Raw genomic sequence first — 14,937 nt, 5'->3', positions numbered from 1 at the left:
AACTCAGTTACCGCTAGAGTTCAGCGCTTCGGTCAGTGCAGCTTCCACTTCACTGGCGCTTACGCGCAACGGCTTGTCGGCATCACGGCGACGCTTACGCTCGCTGTGGTACGCCAGACCGGTACCAGCCGGGATCAGACGACCCACGACCACGTTTTCTTTCAGGCCGCGCAGGTAATCGCGCTTGCCGGTTACCGCCGCTTCGGTCAGTACGCGAGTGGTTTCCTGGAAGGAAGCCGCCGAGATGAACGATTCGGTGGACAACGACGCCTTGGTGATACCCAGCAGAACGCGAGTGAACTTGGAGACAAATTTGTCTTCGCCGCTCAAACGCTCGTTCTCTACCAGAACGTGAGTCAATTCCATCTGGTCGCCCTTGATGAAACTGGAATCGCCGGATTCAGCGATTTCAACTTTACGCAGCATCTGACGCAGGATGGTCTCGATGTGCTTATCGTTGATCTTCACGCCTTGCAGACGGTAAACGTCCTGGATCTCGTTGACGATGTACTTGGCCAGCGCACTCACACCCAGCAGACGCAGGATGTCGTGTGGATCGCTTGGACCGTCGGAGATAACTTCGCCGCGGTTCACTTGTTCGCCTTCGAAGACGTTCAGGTGACGCCACTTCGGAATCAGCTCTTCATACGGATCGCTACCGTCGTTCGGGGTGATAACCAGACGGCGCTTGCCTTTGGTCTCTTTACCGAACGCGATGGTGCCGCTGACTTCAGCCAGAATCGACGCTTCTTTCGGACGACGAGCTTCGAACAAGTCGGCAACACGCGGCAGACCACCGGTGATGTCACGGGTCTTCGAAGTTTCTTGCGGGATACGAGCGATAACATCACCGATCGCAATCTTCGCACCGTCCGCTACACCGACGAGGGCGTTGGCTGGCAGGAAGTACTGAGCGATAACGTCAGTGCCTGGCAGTAACAGATCCTTGCCGTTGTCGTCGACCATCTTCACGGCAGGACGGATGTCTTTACCGGCAGCTGGACGATCTTTGGCGTCGAGTACTTCAATGTTGGTCATACCGGTCAATTCGTCAGTCTGACGCTTGATCGTGATGCCTTCTTCCATGCCCACGTAGGTCACGGTACCTTTCATTTCGGTAACGATCGGGTGAGTGTGCGGATCCCACTTGGCCACGATTGCGCCAGCGTCGACCTTGTCACCCTCTTTAACCGAAATCACGGCACCGTACGGCAGCTTGTAACGCTCACGCTCACGACCGAAGTCATCAGCGATGGCCAGCTCACCGGAACGGGACACAGCAACCAGGTGGCCATCCACGCGCTCTACGTGCTTCAGGTTATGCAGACGGACGGTACCGCCATTCTTCACCTGAACGCTGTCGGCTGCGGAGGTCCGGCTTGCCGCACCACCGATGTGGAACGTACGCATCGTCAGCTGGGTACCCGGCTCACCGATGGACTGGGCAGCGATAACGCCGACCGCTTCACCGATGTTCACTTGGTGACCACGAGCGAGATCGCGGCCGTAGCACTTGGCGCAAATACCGAAGCGGGTTTCGCAGCTGATCGGCGAACGCACGATCACTTCGTCGATGCTGTTGAGTTCGATGAACTCGACCCACTTTTCGTCTACCAGAGTGCCGGCGGGAACGATAACGTCCTCGGTACCTGGCTTGAATACGTCACGGGCGATAACTCGACCCAGTACGCGCTCACCCAGCGGCTCTACAACGTCACCGCCTTCAATGTGCGGAGTCATCAGCAGACCGTGTTCGGTGCCGCAATCGATCTCGGTTACAACCAGATCTTGTGCAACGTCTACCAGACGACGAGTCAGGTAACCGGAGTTAGCCGTTTTCAACGCAGTATCCGCAAGGCCCTTACGAGCACCGTGAGTGGAGATGAAGTACTGGAGTACGCTCAAACCTTCACGGAAGTTCGCGGTAATCGGCGTTTCAATGATGGAGCCGTCCGGCTTGGCCATCAGGCCACGCATACCGGCCAGCTGACGAATCTGTGCTGCGGAACCCCGCGCACCCGAGTCAGCCATCATGTACATCGAGTTGAAGGATTCCTGGTCGACTTCGACGCCATGACGGTCGATGACTTTCTCTTTCGAGAGGTTGGCCATCATCGCCTTGGAAACTTCGTCGTTCGCCTTGGACCAAAGGTCGATCACTTTGTTGTACTTCTCGCCCTGGGTTACCAGGCCGGAGGCGTACTGGCTTTCGATCTCTTTCACTTCATCAGTAGCAGCATTGATGATGCGGGCTTTTTCATCCGGGATAACGAAGTCGTTAACACCGATGGAAACGCCGGAAATGGTCGAATAAGCAAAACCGGTGTACATCAACTGGTCAGCGAAGATTACGGTCTCTTTCAAACCAACCACGCGGTAGCACTGGTTGATCAGCTTGGAGATCGCCTTTTTCTTCATCGGCAGGTTGACGACGTCGTACGACAGACCTTTTGGCACAACCTGGAACAACAGGGCACGGCCGACAGTAGTGTCGACGATACGGGTGTTGCTCACGCTGCCGCCATCACGGTCGTTGACGGTTTCGTTGATCCGCACTTTGACCTTGGCGTGCAGTGCGGCTTCGCCGGCACGGAACACACGGTCAACTTCCTGCAGATCCGCGAACACACGACCTTCGCCCTTGGCGTTGATCGCTTCACGAGTCATGTAGTACAGACCCAATACAACGTCCTGCGACGGAACGATGATTGGCTCACCGTTGGCTGGCGACAGAATGTTGTTGGTCGACATCATCAACGCACGCGCTTCGAGCTGGGCTTCCAGCGTCAGCGGTACGTGCACGGCCATTTGGTCGCCGTCGAAGTCGGCGTTGTACGCGGCGCAGACCAGAGGGTGCAGCTGGATTGCCTTACCTTCGATCAGTACCGGTTCAAACGCCTGGATACCCAGACGGTGAAGGGTCGGTGCACGGTTGAGAAGAACCGGGTGTTCGCGAATCACTTCAGCGAGAACGTCCCAAACTTCCGGCAGCTCACGCTCGACCATCTTCTTGGCAGCTTTGATGGTGGTAGCGAGACCACGCATTTCCAGCTTGCCGAAGATGAACGGCTTGAACAGCTCGAGAGCCATTTTCTTCGGCAGACCGCACTGGTGCAGACGCAGGGTCGGACCTACGGTAATAACCGAACGACCCGAGTAGTCAACACGCTTACCGAGCAAGTTCTGACGGAAACGACCCTGCTTACCCTTGATCATGTCAGCCAGGGATTTCAGAGGACGCTTGTTCGAACCGGTGATCGCACGGCCACGACGGCCGTTGTCGAGCAGTGCGTCGACAGCTTCCTGCAACATACGCTTTTCGTTGCGCACGATGATGTCCGGAGCGGACAGATCCAGCAGGCGCTTCAAACGGTTGTTACGGTTGATCACTCGACGATATAGATCGTTGAGGTCGGAAGTCGCGAAGCGACCGCCATCCAGCGGGACCAGTGGACGCAGATCTGGCGGCAGAACCGGCAGAACGGTCAGCACCATCCACTCTGGCAGGTTGCCGGAACCCTGGAAGGCTTCCATCAACTTCAGACGCTTGGACAGCTTCTTGATCTTGGTTTCGGAGTTGGTTTGCGGAATTTCTTCACGCAGACGGCCAATCTCGTGTTCCAGGTCGATAGCGTGCAGCAGTTCGCGGACAGCTTCGGCACCCATACGGGCATCGAAATCGTCGCCGAATTCTTCCAGCGCTTCGAAGTACTGCTCGTCGTTCAGCAGCTGACCTTTTTCAAGGGTGGTCATGCCTGGATCGATAACGACATAGCTCTCGAAGTAGAGAACGCGTTCGATATCACGCAGGGTCATGTCCATCAGCAAGCCGATACGGGACGGCAGCGATTTCAGGAACCAGATGTGGGCAACTGGCGAGGCCAGTTCGATGTGCGCCATGCGCTCACGACGAACTTTTGCCAGCGCGACTTCAACGCCGCACTTCTCGCAGATCACACCACGGTGCTTCAAGCGCTTGTACTTACCGCACAGGCACTCGTAATCCTTTACCGGGCCAAAGATCTTGGCGCAGAACAGGCCGTCACGCTCAGGTTTGAACGTACGGTAGTTGATGGTTTCCGGCTTTTTAACTTCACCGAACGACCACGAACGGATCATCTCAGGCGATGCCAATCCGATACGGATGGCGTCGAACTCTTCGACTTGACCCTGGTTTTTCAGCAAATTCAGTAGGTCTTTCAAGGCCTTTCCTCCTGGCGGAGCAGAGAGCGGGCAATCCTGCCCCGCTCTCGATTCGCGTCACGTGTTATTCGGTTTCCAGATCGATATCGATGCCGAGGGAACGAATTTCCTTGATCAACACGTTGAAGGACTCGGGCATGCCCGGCTCCATACGGTGATCGCCATCCACGATGTTTTTGTACATCTTGGTCCGGCCGTTCACATCGTCCGACTTCACTGTGAGCATTTCTTGCAGAGTGTAAGCGGCACCGTATGCTTCCAGTGCCCAGACCTCCATCTCCCCGAAACGCTGACCACCGAACTGCGCCTTACCACCCAGCGGCTGCTGGGTAACCAGGCTGTACGAACCGGTAGAACGAGCGTGCATCTTGTCGTCTACCAAGTGGTTCAGCTTCAGCATGTACATGTAGCCAACGGTAACCGGGCGCTCGAACTTGTTGCCGGTACGGCCATCGGTCAGCTGCATCTGGCCGCTTTCTGGCAGGTCTGCCAGTTTCAGCATGGCCTTGATTTCGCTTTCCTTGGCGCCGTCGAACACTGGAGTGGCCATTGGAACGCCGCCACGCAGGTTTTGAGCCAGGTCCAGGATTTCCTGGTCCGAGAAGTCATCGAGGCTTTCCTGACGACCGCCGATCTCGTTGTAGATCTCGTGCAGGAATTTACGCAGCTCGGCAACTTTACGCTGCTCTTCAATCATGCGATTGATCTTCTCGCCCAGACCCTTGGCCGCGAGGCCCAGGTGGGTTTCGAGGATCTGACCAACGTTCATACGCGAAGGTACGCCCAACGGGTTGAGGACGACGTCGACCGGGGTGCCATTGGCATCATGCGGCATGTCTTCAACCGGCATGATCACGGAGACCACACCCTTGTTACCGTGACGACCGGCCATCTTGTCGCCCGGCTGGATGCGACGACGGATTGCCAGGTAGACCTTGACGATTTTCAGCACGCCTGGAGCCAGGTCATCGCCCTGCTGCAGTTTGCGCTTCTTGTCTTCGAACTTGTCGTCCAGCAGACGGCGACGATCAACGATGTAGGCCTGAGCCTTCTCGAGCTGCTCGTTCAGAGCATCTTCAGCCATGCGCAGTTTGAACCACTGGCCGTGCTCAAGACCGTCGAGTACTTCGTCGGTGATGTCCTGGCCTTTCTTCAGACCGGCGCCACCTTCGGCTTTGTGGCCGACCAGAGCGGAACGCAGACGTTCGAAAGTAGCACCTTCAACGATGCGGAACTCTTCGTTCAGATCCTTGCGAATCTCGTCCAGCTGGGACTTCTCGATCGACAGTGCACGAGCATCACGCTCAACGCCGTCGCGGGTGAAGACCTGTACGTCGATGACAGTACCTTTGGTACCGGTAGGTACGCGCAGGGAGGTGTCTTTAACGTCGCTGGCTTTTTCACCGAAGATCGCACGCAGCAGTTTTTCTTCCGGAGTCAGCTGGGTCTCGCCTTTCGGAGTGACCTTACCGACCAGGATGTCGCCTGCGCCAACTTCAGCACCAACATAAACGATACCGGCTTCGTCCAGCTTGTTCAGTGCAGCCTCACCCACGTTCGGGATGTCCGCAGTGATTTCCTCTGGGCCAAGCTTGGTGTCACGGGCCACACAGGTCAGTTCCTGAATGTGGATCGTGGTGAAACGGTCTTCCTGAACAACTCGTTCCGACAAGCAGATGGAGTCTTCGAAGTTGTAACCGTTCCAGGCCATGAACGCGATGCGCATGTTCTGACCCAGCGCCAGTTCACCCATGTCGGTGGACGGACCGTCGGCCATGATGTCGCTGCGCTGAACCCGATCACCCTTACGCACCAGCGGACGCTGGTTGATGCAGGTGTTCTGGTTGGAGCGGGTATATTTGGTCAGGTTGTAGATGTCGACACCAGCTTCACCGGTTTCAACTTCGTCATCGGCAACACGAACCACGATACGGCTGGCATCAACGGAGTCGATCACGCCGCCACGACGAGCCACGACGCAAACGCCGGAGTCACGGGCTACGTTACGCTCCATGCCGGTACCGACCAGCGGCTTGTCAGCACGCAGGGTTGGTACAGCTTGACGCTGCATGTTCGAACCCATCAACGCACGGTTGGCGTCATCGTGCTCGAGGAACGGGATCAGCGACGCTGCAACCGAAACTACCTGCTTCGGCGATACGTCCATCAAGGTGACGTCTTCCGGCGCCTTGACGGTGAACTCGTTCAAGTGACGAACAGCTACCAGTTCGTCGATCAGCATCTTCTTGTCGTTCATCGTGGCCGAAGCCTGAGCGATCACGTGATCAGCTTCTTCGATGGCGGACAGGAACACGATCTCGTCGGTGACCAGTGCGTCTTTCACCACACGGTACGGGCTTTCCAGGAAGCCGTACTGGTTGGTGCGCGCATAGGCAGCCAGGGAGTTGATCAGACCGATGTTCGGACCTTCCGGCGTTTCGATCGGGCAAACACGACCGTAGTGCGTCGGGTGTACGTCACGAACTTCAAAGCCGGCACGCTCACGAGTCAAACCGCCAGGGCCGAGTGCAGAGACACGACGCTTGTGGGTGATCTCGGACAGCGGGTTGTTCTGGTCCATGAACTGGGACAGCTGGCTGGAACCGAAGAACTCTTTCACCGCCGCAGCCACTGGCTTGGCGTTGATCAGGTCTTGCGGCATCAGGCCTTCGCTTTCAGCCATCGACAGACGCTCTTTGACCGCACGCTCAACACGTACCAGGCCAACGCGGAACTGGTTCTCGGCCATTTCGCCTACGCAGCGAACACGACGGTTACCCAGGTGGTCGATGTCATCGACGATGCCTTTACCGTTACGGATGTCGACCAGGGTCTTCAGTACCGCGACGATGTCTTCCTTGCACAGCACGCCCGACCCTTCGATCTCGGTACGACCGATACGACGGTTGAACTTCATCCGGCCGACCGCAGACAGGTCATAGCGCTCAGGGCTGAAGAACAGGTTGTTGAACAGGGTTTCGGCAGCGTCTTTGGTTGGCGGCTCGCCAGGACGCATCATGCGATAGATCTCGACCAGCGCTTCCAGTTGGTTGCTGGTGGAGTCGATCTTCAGCGTGTCGGAGACGAACGGACCGCAGTCGATATCGTTGGTGTACAGAGTTTCGATGCGAACAACGCCGGCCTTGGCGATTTTCGCCAGGATCTCGGTGCTCAGCTCGGTGTTGCACTCTGCCAGGATTTCGCCGGTTGCCGGATGCACGATGACCTTGGCGGTAGTGCGACCCAGGACGTAGTCCAGAGGCACTTCCAGCTCTTTGATCCCGGCTTTTTCCAGCTGGTTGATGTGGCGAGCAGTGATACGACGACCTTGCTCGACAATAACCTTGCCTTTGTCGTCAAGGATATCCAGGACAGCGATTTCACCACGCAGGCGCTGAGGCACCAGTTCCAGGCTCAGGTTTTCGCCTTTCACGTGGAATACGTTGGTGGTGTAGAACGCGTCCAGCACTTCTTCAGTGGTATAGCCCAGCGCGCGCAGCAATACCGATGCAGGCAGCTTGCGACGACGGTCGATACGCACGAATACGCAGTCTTTCGGGTCGAACTCGAAGTCCAGCCACGAACCGCGGTAAGGAATGATGCGCGCGGAGTACAGCAGTTTACCGGAGCTGTGCGTCTTGCCACGGTCGTGGTCGAAGAACACGCCCGGGGAACGGTGCAGCTGGGAAACGATTACACGCTCGGTACCGTTGATTACGAAGGTACCGTTCTCAGTCATCAGGGGGATTTCACCCATGTAGACTTCTTGCTCTTTGATGTCCTTGATCGCTTTGTTCGACGACTCTTTGTCGAAAATGATCAGGCGCACTTTTACCCGCAAAGGTACGGCGTAAGTTACACCGCGCAATACGCATTCTTTGACATCAAATGCCGGTTCGCCCAGACGATATCCGACGTACTCCAGCGCAGCATTGCCGGAGTAGCTGATGATCGGGAAAACGGATTTGAAGGCCGCATGCAGGCCCACGTCGCGGAACTGATCTTTAGTCGCTCCCGCTTGCAAGAATTCACGATACGAATCCAGCTGGATGGCCAGGAGGTACGGCACATCCATGACGTCCGGCAACTTGCTAAAGTCCTTGCGGATACGTTTTTTCTCAGTATATGAGTAAGCCATCAGCGTTCCCCAGCTTGGTCACCTGCTTGTTTGGCCCCTCCCGACGGGAGCAGCCAGAAAATCGTGCAAACCCCATGGTTTGCGCCACCGCATCGGGTGGTTACAGCACGTTATCAGCACCGACCCAGTCGGCTGCCAATAACGGAAAAAGGCCGGTGGCAAGAGCCACCAGCCATCAGCCTGTCGCTTAACGCTCGGGCTGGAGGAGCAAAGTCGATGCTTACTTCAGCTCGACTTTAGCGCCTGCTTCTTCCAGAGTTGCTTTGGCTTTGTCAGCTGCGTCTTTGGCAACAGCTTCCAGAACCATGGCAGGAGCGCCGTCAACTACAGCCTTGGCTTCTTTCAGGCCCAGACCGGTCAGTTCACGAACTGCCTTGATCACGTTAACTTTCTTCTCGCCAGCTTCGGTCAGCATGACGTTGAATTCAGTTTGCTCTTCAACAACAGCGGCAGCAGCAGCTGGACCAGCCGATGCAGCAGCAGCGGTAACGCCGAATTTTTCTTCGAAAGCTTTGATCAGCTCAACAACTTCCATTACGGACATGTTGCCAACTGCTTCAAGGATATCGTTCTGAGAGATAGACATGAATCTAATTCCTGATATTGGGGACGGCCTACGCGACCATCGAAAAAAACAAAAAACGCGAGAAGTTGACGAGCCTTAGGCTGCAGCAGCTTCTTTCTGGTCGCGAATTGCCGCCAGAGTACGAGCCAATTTGCTGGTTGCGCCTTGAATCACGCTCATCAGCTGAGAAATTGCTTCGTCACGGGTCGGCAGAGTTGCCAGTACGTCGATTTGGTTAGCTGCGAGGAACTTGCCCTCGAACGCAGCTGCCTTGATCTCGAACTTGTCCTGACCCTTTGCGAACTCTTTGAAGATCCGGGCAGCAGCGCCTGGATGTTCTTTGGAGAATGCAATCAGGGTAGGGCCAGTGAACACGTCGTTGAGGACACTGAATTCAGTGTCAGCAACAGCGCGCTTGAGCAGGGTGTTACGTACAACACGTACGTAAACGCCAGCTTCACGAGCCTCTTTACGGAGTCCGGTCATCGCGCCTACTGTTACGCCACGGGCATCAGCCACGACAGCGGACAGAGCGACTTTGGCAGCCTCGTTGACTTCAGCGACGATGGCCTTCTTGTCTTCGAGTTTAATTGCCACGGGTTTAACTCCTGCTTGTTACCGTTTCATCTGGTCGAAACCGGATGTCGTTTTGGTGTCTGATTCGGTAAGGAACCGGGAGCACCATCTGCGTAGGCTTGAGGTTTAAGACTTGCGTCGCCTACGGTCTTGGATAGCCCCCGCCAGGCAGGGACCCCAATTTTTCAATTGGCGCAATCGCTTGCGCCAATCTGTGTCTTACGCGTCGAGCGAGCTTTGGTCGATGACCAGACCTGGGCCCATAGTGGTGCTCAGGGTAACGCGCTTAACGTAGATACCTTTCGAGGAAGCTGGCTTGATACGCTTCAGATCAGCGATCAGGGCTTCAACGTTTTCCTTCAGCTTGACGGCATCGAAGCCGATCTTGCCAACGGAAGTGTGGATGATGCCGTTTTTGTCGGTGCGATAACGAACCTGACCAGCCTTGGCGTTTTTAACCGCGGTAGCTACGTCTGGAGTTACGGTGCCGACTTTAGGGTTAGGCATCAGACCACGTGGACCGAGGATCTGGCCCAACTGACCCACAACGCGCATTGCATCCGGGGATGCGATCACTACGTCATAGTTCAGGTCGCCGCCTTTCATTTCGGCAGCCAGGTCGTCCATACCTACACGGTCAGCGCCGGCAGCCAGAGCGGCCTCAGCAGCTGGACCCTGGGTGAACACAGCAACGCGAACGGTCTTGCCAGTGCCGTGTGGCAGCACAGTAGCGCTACGTACGACCTGGTCGGATTTACGCGGGTCAACACCCAGGTTCACAGCAACGTCGAACGACTCGCTGAACTTGACAGTCGACAGCTCAGCCAGCAGGGCAGCAGCGTCTACAAAGTTGTAGGCCTTGCCTGCTTCGATTTTGCCGGCGATAGCCTTTTGACGCTTGGTCAGCTTAGCCATTACACACCCTCCACGTTAAGGCCCATGCTACGAGCAGAACCGGCGATAGTACGCACGGCTGCTTCCATATCAGCTGCAGTCAGATCCGCGTTTTTGGTTTTCGCGATTTCTTCCAGCTGAGCACGGGTCACGGTGCCAACCTTAACGGTGTTCGGACGAGCGGAACCGCTGGTCAGACCGGCCGCCTTCTTCAGCAGAACCGAAGCAGGCGTGGATTTGGTTTCGAAAGTGAAGCTACGGTCGCTGTAGACAGTGATGATCACTGGAGTCGGCAGACCTGGCTCAAGACCCTGAGTACGGGCGTTGAAAGCCTTGCAGAACTCCATGATGTTCACGCCGTGCTGACCCAGAGCAGGACCAACAGGTGGGCTTGGGTTAGCCTGAGCGGCCTTCACTTGCAGCTTGATGTAAGCGGTAATCTTCTTGGCCATGAGGCACTCCAATTACGGGTTCAAACGCCTCGAAAGGCTCCCCGGTTACTTGCGCGTTTATCCCAGTGACGACAAAACCCCACAGCCTAAGGCTGCGGGGTTGGGATGCTTGTCCAACTAGACCTTTTCGACCTGGCTGAACTCCAACTCCACCGGAGTAGAGCGTCCGAAAATGAGCACCGCGACCTGGATCCGGCTCTTTTCGTAGTTAACTTCTTCGACCGTGCCAGTGAAATCGGCAAACGGACCATCGTTAACACGTACCGACTCGCCCGGCTCGAACAGCGTCTTCGGCTTAGGCTTGTCACTACCGTCAGCGACACGACGCAGAATCGCTTCTGCTTCTTTATCAGTAATTGGTGCAGGCTTATCAGCAGTACCGCCAATAAAGCCCATTACCCGAGGAGTATCCTTGACCAAGTGCCAAGTACCCTCATTCATGTCCATCTGGACCAGCACATAGCCAGGGAAGAACTTGCGTTCGCTTTTGCGCTTCTGGCCGTTCCGCATCTCAACCACTTCTTCAGTGGGAACCAGAATCTCGCCGAAGCCATCTTCCATGCCAGCCAGCTTTACGCGCTCGATCAACGAACGCATGACATGCTTCTCGTAACCCGAGTAAGCATGCACAACATACCAACGCTTAGCCACGGGACACCCTTAGCCGACAATCAAGGAGACAAGCCAGCCGAGCAGGGAATCAAGACCCCACAACAGCAACGCCATAACCAGGACAACAGCCACAACGATCAACGTGGTCTGCGTGGTTTCTTGGCGAGTTGGCCATACGACTTTACGAATCTCGGTGCGCGCTTCCTTAGCCAGTACAAAGAAAGACTTGCCCTTAACCGTCTGCAGGCCTACAAAGGCAGCTACAGCAGCAATGACAAGCAATGCCAGTACGCGGTACAGGATCGGCGAAGCAGAATAGTACTGATTGCCAACAACGCCAACAACCACCAAAGCGACTACTACTAGCCACTTGAGCAGATCGAAGCGAGAGCCTTGAGCTTCAGCTTTAGGAGTCATCTATGAAGATCCTGTGAAAAGAAAGCCAGACACACCGAGTGAATCTGGCAGGTCAGGAGGGAATCGAACCCCCAACCTACGGTTTTGGAGACCGTCGCTCTGCCAATTGAGCTACTGACCTAAAACAAAATCAGGCCGACCATTATGCCGGCCCGAAGAAGACTTTACAACATTTTACTCTGCGAGCCCGACCACACCTTCGGCACCGACGACCTAATCGCCACCACCGAACACGAAATGTAATCCAGACCCCTAAAACAAAGGCAGATATTTTCATATCTGCCTTGTTATATGGAGCTCTTGAGCGGATTTGAACCGCTGACCTCACCCTTACCAAGGGTGTGCTCTACCAACTGAGCTACAAGAGCGTAACACTGTGCAAAACCTGTAAACTTGGAGCGGGTAGCGGGAATCGAACCCGCATCATCAGCTTGGAAGGCTGAGGTTCTACCACTAAACTATACCCGCGAGGCTTACAGCTCTCGCTAAAATGGTGGAGGGGGAAGGATTCGAACCTTCGAAGTCGTAGACGTCAGATTTACAGTCTGATCCCTTTGGCCGCTCGGGAACCCCTCCTAAGCGAGCCGGCATTCTACATCATGCCAGCCTTCTGTCAAGCATTTTTCTCATTAAAAACCTGAGCTTAGCTGCGCTGACCTCGCTTCACACCGCTAACCGTTTCCGGTGTTCGCTGTGGAGCGGGCGCCATTCTATGCAAACTATTCGATGGGTGCAACCCCTTCGCAAGGCATTATTTTATGTTTTAACTCATTGAATTCTTTAGAAAGGTTTATTAGCTGAAGATCGTCCAGCCAGCGCCGGCTTTCCGGGGCTACGCGCAGCCAATAACCGGCGGATTCAGCGCCCCCCCTGGGCAACGCCTGAAACTTGACATCCATGCCAGTCAATCTGCGCTCAAGCCCCTGAGCGACGTCTTGACGGGCAAAACCGCCTACAAAAAGACATCCAGACTCCGCCGGCGCGGCCTTGCCCTTATCCTTCGCCACGTCCGGAGCCTCGCTCAACAGACGAATATCCTGCTGAGATCCCCGATACAAACTCAAGGGTGTTACGTCCTTCGCGCGCAGAGGAGCCTCTTGTTGATGCCAGATGTAATAAAACACATTGAGAACAAGCAGCAGCAAAAACAACCAACGCATAAATACCTCAGGACAAAGGGCAAGCCATCGCCAAGCCTACAAATACCAGATCCGGCACCACCCTTGCCTCAGGCACCACCCCGGAGACCAGCTCCGCATCCCCACCCGTAAGGAAAACCGCGAAACCCTCACCCCAGTAGCTACGCGCCAACTCCAACTGAGTCAGCACAAACCCCCGAAGCATCAACAAGCAACCGCGCTCGACAGCCTCAACCGTAGCACGACCAGGAACGAGATCCTCCAAAGCGCGCTCGGCGGCAAGATCACCGTAACGAATTTTGCGGGTATGAGTACGCAGCTGATTGCGCATCAACGGCATCCCCGGGCAAATAAACCCACCGAGATGCTCGCCGTCCGCAGCTACGAAGTCAGCGGTAACAGCCGTACCGAAATCAAGTACAAGGCACGCGCCACCCGCCAAATGAAACCCGCCGAGCAGGGCGAGCCAGCGATCAAGGCCCAGCTTCTCGAACTCCTCATAGCCGTTACGCACACCGGACATCTCACGTGCCGGAGCCGCACATACCACCGAAACATCGAAGGACGCCTTCAACAGGGAGATCAACGCATCGGTTTCTTCAGCAGTCCTTACACTGACCAACCGACAAAACTTGAGAGCGAGCCCATTGAGCGCGCTCAAGCTTTCCAGCAATGCGCGATCCGAATCGACAACCCCCTCGCCCACAACCAACTGGGCGCCCGTCTCGGTCACGCGCCACTTGATAAAGCTGTTTCCACAGTCGAGCTCAAGAATCATTGCGCAACCTCAGACTCAGCTCTCCGCCGCTGAAAACCTTTTCCACACCACCCACCTTCAAGCGCAAGGCGCCCTGACTATCAATACCCAGCACTTCACCGTCTATCTGGTTAACACCGGCGATTAACGATACTGCCTGCCCCTGCCACAGGTGATTTTGCTCCCACTCCGCCTGAATCGCCGAGAACCCGGCGGACTGATGAAGCCCCAGGTACTTCTGCAACATCACACCAAGGGCAGCCACCAGGTGATTGCGATCGAACATCCTTCCCGACTCGAGCCGCATGGAAGTCCACTGCTGATCAACCTCGTCGGTCATCTGCATGTTTACATTAATACCTACACCCAACACCACGTGACACACGTCAGCAGGATCCCCAACCAACTCCAGCAAGATTCCGGCAATTTTCTTCTGACCGACCAGAACGTCATTGGGCCATTTCAAACCAACACCCGGAACACCGAGTTCACGCAAGGCCTGCATGACGGCGAGCCCGACAACAAGGCTCAAGCCTTCCAGCTGGCGCATTCCGCCTTCTATACGCAGCACCAGGCTGTAATAGATGTTTTCTGCGAATGGACTCACCCACTTTCGCCCGCGCCGCCCGCGACCAGCAGTTTGCCGTTCAGAAAGCACCAGAAAAGGCGCCGCCTGTTGCCGCTCAATGGCACGGAGCGCTTCAGCATTCGTGGAATCGATTGAATCGAATACCAGGACAGGCCAGTCACAGACAGGTGCCAAACGCCTGATCTCCAGAGGATCGAGCAGCGTCAGCGGCGCAGCCAATTGATAACCGCGCCCCCTGACTTTATGAATGGACAATCCCAGCTCAGCCTCCAGATGCTGAAGCTGCTTCCAGACCGCACTGCGACTAATGCCCAAGGCAGCACCCAAGGCTTGACCCGAATGGAATCGGCCATCTTTAAGAAGCTTTAACAACGTCAGCATGCAAGTCTCGCCTCACAATGAGGCCCGCATGATAGCCACGCTCCGGGCAAATGCATAGAAAGAGGGCGTGACAGATTTTCCTGCGGACAAAACAAAACCCCAACTGCTTTCGCAATTGGGGTTTCGGAATTTAATCTTGACGATGACCTACTCTCACATGGGGAAACCCCACACTACCATCGGCGATGCATCGTTTCACTGCTGAGTTCGGGAT

The 14,937-nt window shown here is 55.7% G+C and carries 11 protein-coding genes and 4 tRNA genes; all 15 read right to left on the bottom strand.

Annotated features, from left to right (window positions below):
- Nucleotides 1-3 precede the first annotated feature (3 nt).
- Nucleotides 4-4,203, bottom strand: a complete 4,200-nt coding sequence (gene rpoC / locus ACM110_RS21545) for a DNA-directed RNA polymerase subunit beta' (RefSeq protein ID WP_338583426.1) — start codon at nt 4,201-4,203, stop codon at nt 4-6.
- 64 nt (nt 4,204-4,267) lie between these two features.
- Nucleotides 4,268-8,341, bottom strand: coding sequence for a DNA-directed RNA polymerase subunit beta (gene rpoB, locus ACM110_RS21540; protein ID WP_338583428.1), 4,074 nt, complete (start codon nt 8,339-8,341; stop codon nt 4,268-4,270).
- Nucleotides 8,342-8,561: 220 nt separating this feature from the next.
- Nucleotides 8,562-8,927 (bottom strand): 50S ribosomal protein L7/L12, encoded by a 366-nt coding sequence (gene rplL / locus ACM110_RS21535; protein WP_034148078.1) that lies wholly within the window; start codon nt 8,925-8,927, stop codon nt 8,562-8,564.
- Between the two features lie 75 nt (nt 8,928-9,002).
- Nucleotides 9,003-9,503, bottom strand: coding sequence for a 50S ribosomal protein L10 (gene rplJ / locus ACM110_RS21530; protein ID WP_007970413.1), 501 nt, complete (start codon nt 9,501-9,503; stop codon nt 9,003-9,005).
- Between the two features lie 198 nt (nt 9,504-9,701).
- Nucleotides 9,702-10,397: a 50S ribosomal protein L1 gene (gene rplA / locus ACM110_RS21525; protein ID WP_003186095.1), complete on the bottom strand. Its 696-nt coding sequence runs from the start codon at nt 10,395-10,397 to the stop codon at nt 9,702-9,704.
- Complete coding sequence (rplK, locus tag ACM110_RS21520) at nt 10,397-10,828, bottom strand: 50S ribosomal protein L11 (protein ID WP_007933726.1); 432 nt, start codon at nt 10,826-10,828, stop codon at nt 10,397-10,399. Before rplK ends, rplA begins: the two co-directional genes overlap by 1 nt.
- Before the next feature lie 117 nt (nt 10,829-10,945).
- Complete coding sequence (gene nusG / locus ACM110_RS21515; protein WP_007933727.1) at nt 10,946-11,479, bottom strand: transcription termination/antitermination protein NusG; 534 nt, start codon at nt 11,477-11,479, stop codon at nt 10,946-10,948.
- Nucleotides 11,480-11,488: 9 nt separating this feature from the next.
- On the bottom strand, nt 11,489-11,857 hold the full coding sequence (gene secE, locus ACM110_RS21510; RefSeq protein WP_338583431.1) for a preprotein translocase subunit SecE: 369 nt from the start codon (nt 11,855-11,857) through the stop codon (nt 11,489-11,491).
- A gap of 45 nt (nt 11,858-11,902) precedes the next feature.
- Nucleotides 11,903-11,978, bottom strand: a tRNA-Trp gene (locus ACM110_RS21505).
- 171 nt (nt 11,979-12,149) lie between these two features.
- Nucleotides 12,150-12,225, bottom strand: a tRNA-Thr gene (locus tag ACM110_RS21500).
- Between the two features lie 26 nt (nt 12,226-12,251).
- Nucleotides 12,252-12,325: transfer RNA gene (locus tag ACM110_RS21495), tRNA-Gly, on the bottom strand.
- 23 nt (nt 12,326-12,348) lie between these two features.
- Nucleotides 12,349-12,433: transfer RNA gene (locus ACM110_RS21490), tRNA-Tyr, on the bottom strand.
- 143 nt (nt 12,434-12,576) lie between these two features.
- The gene (locus ACM110_RS21485) at nt 12,577-13,017 is read right to left on the bottom strand and encodes a hypothetical protein (protein ID WP_416129376.1); all 441 of its coding nucleotides are present in this window, start codon (nt 13,015-13,017) and stop codon (nt 12,577-12,579) included.
- A 7-nt stretch (nt 13,018-13,024) separates the two neighbouring features.
- Nucleotides 13,025-13,774 carry a pantothenate kinase gene (locus tag ACM110_RS21480; RefSeq protein WP_416129375.1) on the bottom strand — a complete coding sequence of 250 codons (750 nt, stop codon included), beginning with the start codon at nt 13,772-13,774 and terminating at the stop codon, nt 13,025-13,027.
- The gene (gene birA / locus ACM110_RS21475) at nt 13,764-14,723 is read right to left on the bottom strand and encodes a bifunctional biotin--[acetyl-CoA-carboxylase] ligase/biotin operon repressor BirA (protein ID WP_416129374.1); all 960 of its coding nucleotides are present in this window, start codon (nt 14,721-14,723) and stop codon (nt 13,764-13,766) included. The genes ACM110_RS21480 and birA overlap by 11 nt, the downstream gene beginning before the upstream one ends.
- Between the last annotated feature and the right edge of the window lie 214 nt (nt 14,724-14,937).

Source organism: Pseudomonas sp. NFX98 (genome assembly GCF_047784845.1).
In the GTDB taxonomy this organism is placed as follows: domain Bacteria; phylum Pseudomonadota; class Gammaproteobacteria; order Pseudomonadales; family Pseudomonadaceae; genus Aquipseudomonas.
Note: the sequence above shows the minus strand (reverse complement) of the source record. Positions and strands in the feature narration are given on the sequence as shown.

Bases quoted from the DNA above. Each gene is read 5' to 3' on its own strand.
- rpoB (WP_338583428.1), bottom strand. From the start codon at position 8,341: ATGGCTTACTCATATACTGAGAAAAAACGTATCCGCAAGGACTTTAGC.
- rplL (WP_034148078.1), bottom strand. From the start codon at position 8,927: ATGTCTATCTCTCAGAACGATATCCTTGAAGCAGTTGGCAACATGTCC.
- rplA (WP_003186095.1), bottom strand. From the start codon at position 10,397: ATGGCTAAGCTGACCAAGCGTCAAAAGGCTATCGCCGGCAAAATCGAA.
- rplK (WP_007933726.1), bottom strand. From the start codon at position 10,828: ATGGCCAAGAAGATTACCGCTTACATCAAGCTGCAAGTGAAGGCCGCT.
- secE (WP_338583431.1), bottom strand. From the start codon at position 11,857: ATGACTCCTAAAGCTGAAGCTCAAGGCTCTCGCTTCGATCTGCTCAAG.
- ACM110_RS21485 (WP_416129376.1), bottom strand. From the start codon at position 13,017: ATGCGTTGGTTGTTTTTGCTGCTGCTTGTTCTCAATGTGTTTTATTAC.
- ACM110_RS21480 (WP_416129375.1), bottom strand. From the start codon at position 13,774: ATGATTCTTGAGCTCGACTGTGGAAACAGCTTTATCAAGTGGCGCGTG.
- birA (WP_416129374.1), bottom strand. From the start codon at position 14,723: ATGCTGACGTTGTTAAAGCTTCTTAAAGATGGCCGATTCCATTCGGGT.